Raw genomic sequence first — 5,741 nt, forward strand, 5'->3', positions numbered from 1 at the left:
AGAACCGGTGAAAGCATGGCAAAAAAAATGATCAAACAATATCCTTCGATAAAAAGACTTCGCCCAACCGGGCATGATTGGAACGAAGTACTTCAACAAAATTTTCATCTCTGAAAATTCCATCCAATTTGAACAACTGAAATTTATTTTTAAATCTGCATTTGGAAACTATTTGGAAATGAAAAAATGCTGTTTTTGTGAATTGTGTTGTGAAGCAACGTCTTAATTTATCAGAGCGAAACCGTCTCAATTTATGTGAGCGCTATAGCTTTGATAGTCTTTATTTTTGCGATTACAGTTTTGCAGTCATTTGTGTCACCAAATTTGATGCTGACAGCAAACTCGATCCCCTCAAAGGAGTCCTTGTTCTATCCCTTGCTCAAGCCCCTTCTGAAGCCCTTCATTTCTTAATTTTTCAGCCAAAGTCATGATCATGCCTCCTTTATCTTCTGACAATGTATCTGTAACAATGGATTTGATTTTTTCCACTGTGATATCTTCCACATTGCTAAATACATATTTTATCAAAGATTCAAAATATTGCAATCCTGTTTCTTTTTCAGACAGATCTTTTAACAAAATAAATATAGCCTGGATCTTCTCCAAGATTGACTTTGTACAACATGTCTGAATAGTAATCTTTCAGATCTTTTTCAATGAAAGTATCTTTACAGATTTCAAGAGAATCCAGTTGTACGATTTTCAATATTTTTTCAGGCAGATAATTCTTTAAAAAGGACTTTGCATTGGACAGATTGCTCCAGGTTTCTCTGAACAGCTTGTCGTGGGAGTGATATAGTTTGTCTTCCATAAAAAATCATTACCATGAGAACCTTTGACCTGCAAGATATTTATCTGTATTGACTTTTGAATTCTTAGTTTTGAATTCCGCCAAAGGAATGCATACAATTAAAAATTCAAAACTTAAACTGCAGTTGTTTTTATGCTGCACTTTCCTTCATACCAATGGTCAATGTAAGCCCCAAAGTATCCAATAATTTATTCAAACTTGAAAGATTGGAATTCCCTTTTTCTGATAACATCCGATACATGGATTCACTTTGAAATTGGATATGTGCCATGAGATTGTTCGGTACATACCCGTTCCAGTGGAGGGGTGTTTGCCTGGAGGAAGCCTTTTGGATCTTTGCATTACAAGTTCTTAATGAGCGGAGCGTTAAGACCGCAAGGTGTTTGAGGCCAGATATGGCCGAGTTTTGCGGTTAGCGCTTCGAATATAGAACTTGTTGCAATGTCCAAACCAGCGACCGGAAGGTAAACGCCCCGGAACGGGTGGTGATTTTTAATTTTTAATTTTTAGTTTTGAATTCCAGAAAGTAGCATCCAATTAAAAATTAAAAAAAAGGGATGGTGCCGATATCGACACCACCCCTTTCTTTTTTTATCGGATAATTATCTCAGTTTAAGACGTCTATCAAAGCCTGATCTTCGGTCTTCACCGGATCTTCTTTCAGGGAAATGCTCGGCATATGAGAATACCCTCCTGTCATTTCCTGAACGTCTGCCATCATTATCCGGTAATACTGCATTTGTCTTCATATGACACTTATTTGCCAAGTTTCTTTCTGCTAACGCCTGCAAGACCTAAGATACCAAGACCGAAGAGAAGCATTGTTGCTGGTTCTGGTACAGGTGAGGTGAGTTGTATAGTATCAAGGCGCATGTATTGATCGTTGCCAGCTATTGATATTAAAATTTTATCAAAAGAATACCCACTAAAATGATACCAGTTATCGGAGGATGTATAGTCAGTAGAGAATGTAGCGCTCTCTATAAACATTCCATCCAAATATGTTGCAAATGTGCTAATTCTACCTGGGTTTGTTACAAATATAAAGGCTACTTCGGTTTGATCCGTTACAAAACCGATTTCAAATGGATTTATTGTCGGGCGAAAGTTGCTTAAATGAAAATCATCGATATTCACGATAGAAGAAGAAACCGAATTTTCTTGGTAAAGGTTCGGTGTAAATGTTACTCCAAAAGAACTATATTGATTAGTAACCGAAGTATGACTAGTCAATGATAGTTCGTCGAATGCTATTGTCGTAGCAGGCGATGTCAATCCAGCAATTGAATTTATTATTGTGGCATTTGCTGTCCCACATAAAAAAAACATCGTACATGTGTACAATAAAAAACCTGCAATTTTTTTCATAAAAATCTCCTTATTTTTTTGTTAAAAGATAACCAGGCTGTCTCCCCATGAGATCCTTTGGCTTTCCGTCCCTGCTTCACAACAGGTTTGGCTTTTTCAACATAATTTTAATAAGGAGACCTGCAAAGAACGTACCATGGAACCAGAGCGCCAAGAAGCCCTGTTAACGGCTATAGGTATTTTTATCTAAGAAAAAAATGTAATAATAATTGAGAAAAAAATTACCACATTTGAGTAAATTTTTTCCTAAAAAAGAAACTCGCACGAAGACATAATCAAATTGAGCAAAAAAGGGGCTTCAAAGATTTGTTCCGACTTCCAGTGGAGGGGTGTTTGCCTGGAGGGAGCCTTTTGGATCTTTGCATTACAAGTTCTTGATGAGTGGAGCGTTTTTTAACAATAAAAAGATGTCCGGCAGTTTAGCAGAACAATCCTGATCAAAAATATGTTTGAGTAATAGCATGGTTACCCGTGCCATAATGGTGCCCTTGATCTGATCATCTGTGTATTGAGAAAGATCCGTACAGGATATATTTAAAATCAGGAATATGATCTGTTAAAAATTTATTTCCGGACTGGATACCCATTTAATTTTGAAATCTTAATTTTAAATTCCGCCAGAGGAATGCATACAATTAAAAATTAAAAAGAAAGGGGTGGTGCCGATATCTGCACCACCCCTTTCTTTTTTTGCCAGATAACTATCTCAGTTTAAGACGTCTATCGAAACCAGACCTTCGGTCTTTACCAGATCTTCTTTCAGGTGAATAATCAGCATATGTGAATACCCGCCCGTCACTTCCTAAACGCCTGCCATCATTATCCGATAATACTGTATTTGTTTTCATATCGCACTTATTTGCCAAGTTTCTTTCTGCTGGCACCTGCAAGGCCTAAGATACCAAGACCGAAAAGAAGCATTGTGGCTGGTTCTGGAACAGGTGCGAGGTTGAAATTATCGAAATAGGCATCACCCGCAATGCCACCACTTCCACTAAAATCTTCAAGCATCAGATGAAAATCAAAAGTCGATGTAAAATTAAAAGTATAGGAATGCCATAAACCATCATCAATTAAAACATCCAATGCCCCACTTGCTGTACCAGTTGCATACAACCATCTATGACTATCAGGATAGCCTTGACTGATTCCAACATATCCACCTGTATCATCATTTTCTATTAACTGACCTTGACCATCAACTGCGTAACCTAAATAATCAAAGGACAGAACATAACTGCCTGCAGAAAAAACACTAAGTGAAGTGAAAATATCTCCTGCACCAATTAACTGAGTAAAATTCATGGCATGATTTGATCCTGATAGATCAAGCGGATCAACTACGATTTCTCCATGATGAGCCCCACCATCCTTACCTGTCCATTGATTTAAATTACCTTCAAAATCTTCAGTAAATGATGTCGCAAAAACCTGAGAAGACCACAACAAGGTTACGCCCACACATAATAATAGTAAAAATTTTTTCATATCATTTCCTTTCTAAATAATTCTTAAGGCAACCAGGCTGTCTCCCCACAAGATCCTTTGGCTTTCCGTCCCTGCTTCACAACAGGTTTGGCTTTTTCAACATAATTTTAGTAAGAAGACCTGCAAAGAACCGGATCTTCTTTCAGGGAAATGCTCGGCATATGAAAATACCCGCCTGTCATTTCCTGAACGTCTACCATCATTATCCAGTAATACAGTAGTTGTCTTCATGCTGCACTTATTTTCTAAGTTTCTTTCTGCTGACTCCTGCAAGGCCTAAGATACCAAGACCGAAAAGAAGCATTGTGGCTGGTTCTGGAACAGGTTGTGAGAATCCCAACGTTAGGGATGAATATTGATCTCCCACTCTCGTGGACAAGGCATCAGGAATACCTAACGCCTCGTTGACCCAACCATCTTCATACCCTGGGTAGGCTGCACCAACGCCATAACCCAATGTATAGCTGGATACATATTTTGCCCATACATTCAGTCCACCGGAAAAATTTAAAGCAACCGCATCGATATTATTTCCAACCGCACCACCTGTAAGACGAGCATCTCTAAAGCAATCAATAGTGATAAAATCACCTGCCGCATAATCAAGGCCGCCTGATGCATCACTCACATAAATATCATAAAATTCATTGCCGGTTCCCAGGAAATCATAAGCACCTGATCCTTCTGCCATTATATCCACTTGCAGTTGTAAAGCTTCATCATCGAATGTAAATATACGTACAGAGCCTGTTTGTTCATGAACTGTTATTGATACCAATGTCCCGAACTGGCTTCCCAGTGAAATGGCATTTGCTGAACCCGCTACACAAAATACACAACACGCTACAAATAAAATTGCGACAATACGTTTCATCTGTGCCTCCTTAAATATTTTTTCTGCTAACGCCCGCAAGACCTAAAATACCAAGGCCGAAGAGAAGCATTGTTGCTGGTTCGGGTACAGGTGCAGTCGTTAAGTCAAGGCTTGCAAATGAAAGAATAGCATCATCCTGATAAAACATACCAATTTCGCCTAGTACAGATGATGCAAATTCACCCATAATTTGATCCGAAGTATAATAAGTCAGTAATTCGAATTCAATGGTTGTGGTGACCCCCACGGCCAACGATTGAATAATATCCGTAATAACTGGAAGACCATTTATCCTCATTGAATCTGTAGTAATCAAACCAGTCTTGGGAGTTAACGTTAATGTTAACCAAGCAGATGTGAGCGTATCTGTGGCAGAAAAAGCCCCATAATCGGTATCGGAGGTAAAATCAAATACCCAGGTAGTGTATTCATCTATGCCATTACCCACAAGAGTGGCTATATGATTTCCGGTTATCATAAAATCTCCATTGGTTACTGTATTTGGATATGTTGCCGTTCCAGGGATAAGTTCTCCGGATGCAGATGCAGATAACGTCAGTGCGTATGAATTATTCAATACAACAAGAGTTAATAATAAAAAAATTGTTGATAATAAACTTCCCTTCATAAATTTCATAAAAAATCTCCTTATTTTTCGTCAAAGATAACCAGGCGGTCTCCCTATGAGATCCTTTGGTTTTCCGTCCCTGCTTCACAACAGGTTTGGCTTTTTCAACATGTTTTAGTAATGAAGACCTGCAAAGAACGTACCATGGAATCAGAGCGTCAAAAAGCCTTATTAACGGCTATATGTATTTTTATATAGGAAAAAAATGTAATAAAAATTAAGAAAAAAATTACCACATTTGTGTAAACTTTTTCCTAAAAAAGGAACTCGCACGAAGACACCAAGGCACTAAGCAAATAATACCCTTGTGTCTCCGTGCAAGTTTTTATTCTAATTTAGTGATTTTCTTCCTGCCAGGCCATAATAAACCCGGTAACCAGGTCCGAACTGAATTTTCAGTTCATATACACCCTAATTCTGATCAATTCCGGAATAGTTTTCGCAGATTTTGTTTTCCTGATAACATCTGATACATGGCTCTACTCTGATTTTTTTTCTTTTAAATAAACTTTCCATAAATAAACTTTCCATTTGGCATTTGAGTATAAATATAATATACTTGTACAATAAAC

At 37.9% G+C, this 5,741-nt stretch carries 8 protein-coding genes and 3 riboswitches; all 8 genes read right to left on the reverse strand.

Annotated features, from left to right (window positions below; all coding sequences use genetic code 11):
* Positions 1-351 precede the first annotated feature (351 nt).
* The 8 genes from K8S13_RS12955 to K8S13_RS12990 all read right to left on the reverse strand — a co-directional run bounded on the left by K8S13_RS12955 (position 352) and on the right by K8S13_RS12990 (position 5,178).
* Entirely contained in the window at positions 352-579 is a 228-nt protein-coding gene (locus K8S13_RS12955; protein WP_291463058.1) for a hypothetical protein, read from the reverse strand.
* Positions 560-811 (reverse strand): Rpn family recombination-promoting nuclease/putative transposase, encoded by a 252-nt coding sequence (locus K8S13_RS12960; protein WP_291463059.1) that lies wholly within the window; start codon positions 809-811, stop codon positions 560-562. The genes K8S13_RS12955 and K8S13_RS12960 overlap by 20 nt, the downstream gene beginning before the upstream one ends.
* Before the next feature lie 602 nt (positions 812-1,413).
* Positions 1,414-1,560 (reverse strand): hypothetical protein, encoded by a 147-nt coding sequence (locus K8S13_RS12965; RefSeq protein WP_291463060.1) that lies wholly within the window; start codon positions 1,558-1,560, stop codon positions 1,414-1,416.
* A gap of 7 nt (positions 1,561-1,567) precedes the next feature.
* Positions 1,568-2,179 (reverse strand): PEP-CTERM sorting domain-containing protein, encoded by a 612-nt coding sequence (locus tag K8S13_RS12970; RefSeq protein ID WP_291463062.1) that lies wholly within the window; start codon positions 2,177-2,179, stop codon positions 1,568-1,570.
* 24 nt (positions 2,180-2,203) lie between these two features.
* Positions 2,204-2,281: riboswitch (cyclic di-GMP riboswitch) on the reverse strand.
* Positions 2,282-2,543: 262 nt separating this feature from the next.
* Entirely contained in the window at positions 2,544-2,657 is a 114-nt protein-coding gene (locus K8S13_RS12975) for a hypothetical protein (RefSeq protein ID WP_291463064.1), read from the reverse strand.
* Positions 2,658-3,034: 377 nt separating this feature from the next.
* Complete coding sequence (locus tag K8S13_RS12980) at positions 3,035-3,667, reverse strand: PEP-CTERM sorting domain-containing protein (protein ID WP_291463065.1); 633 nt, start codon at positions 3,665-3,667, stop codon at positions 3,035-3,037.
* 24 nt (positions 3,668-3,691) lie between these two features.
* A riboswitch (cyclic di-GMP riboswitch) is annotated at positions 3,692-3,769 on the reverse strand.
* Between the two features lie 136 nt (positions 3,770-3,905).
* Complete coding sequence (locus tag K8S13_RS12985) at positions 3,906-4,541, reverse strand: PEP-CTERM sorting domain-containing protein (protein WP_291463066.1); 636 nt, start codon at positions 4,539-4,541, stop codon at positions 3,906-3,908.
* Positions 4,542-4,551: 10 nt separating this feature from the next.
* Positions 4,552-5,178: a PEP-CTERM sorting domain-containing protein gene (locus K8S13_RS12990; protein ID WP_291463069.1), complete on the reverse strand. Its 627-nt coding sequence runs from the start codon at positions 5,176-5,178 to the stop codon at positions 4,552-4,554.
* A 23-nt stretch (positions 5,179-5,201) separates the two neighbouring features.
* Positions 5,202-5,279: riboswitch (cyclic di-GMP riboswitch) on the reverse strand.
* Between the last annotated feature and the right edge of the window lie 462 nt (positions 5,280-5,741).

Source organism: Desulfobacula sp. (assembly GCF_021107415.1).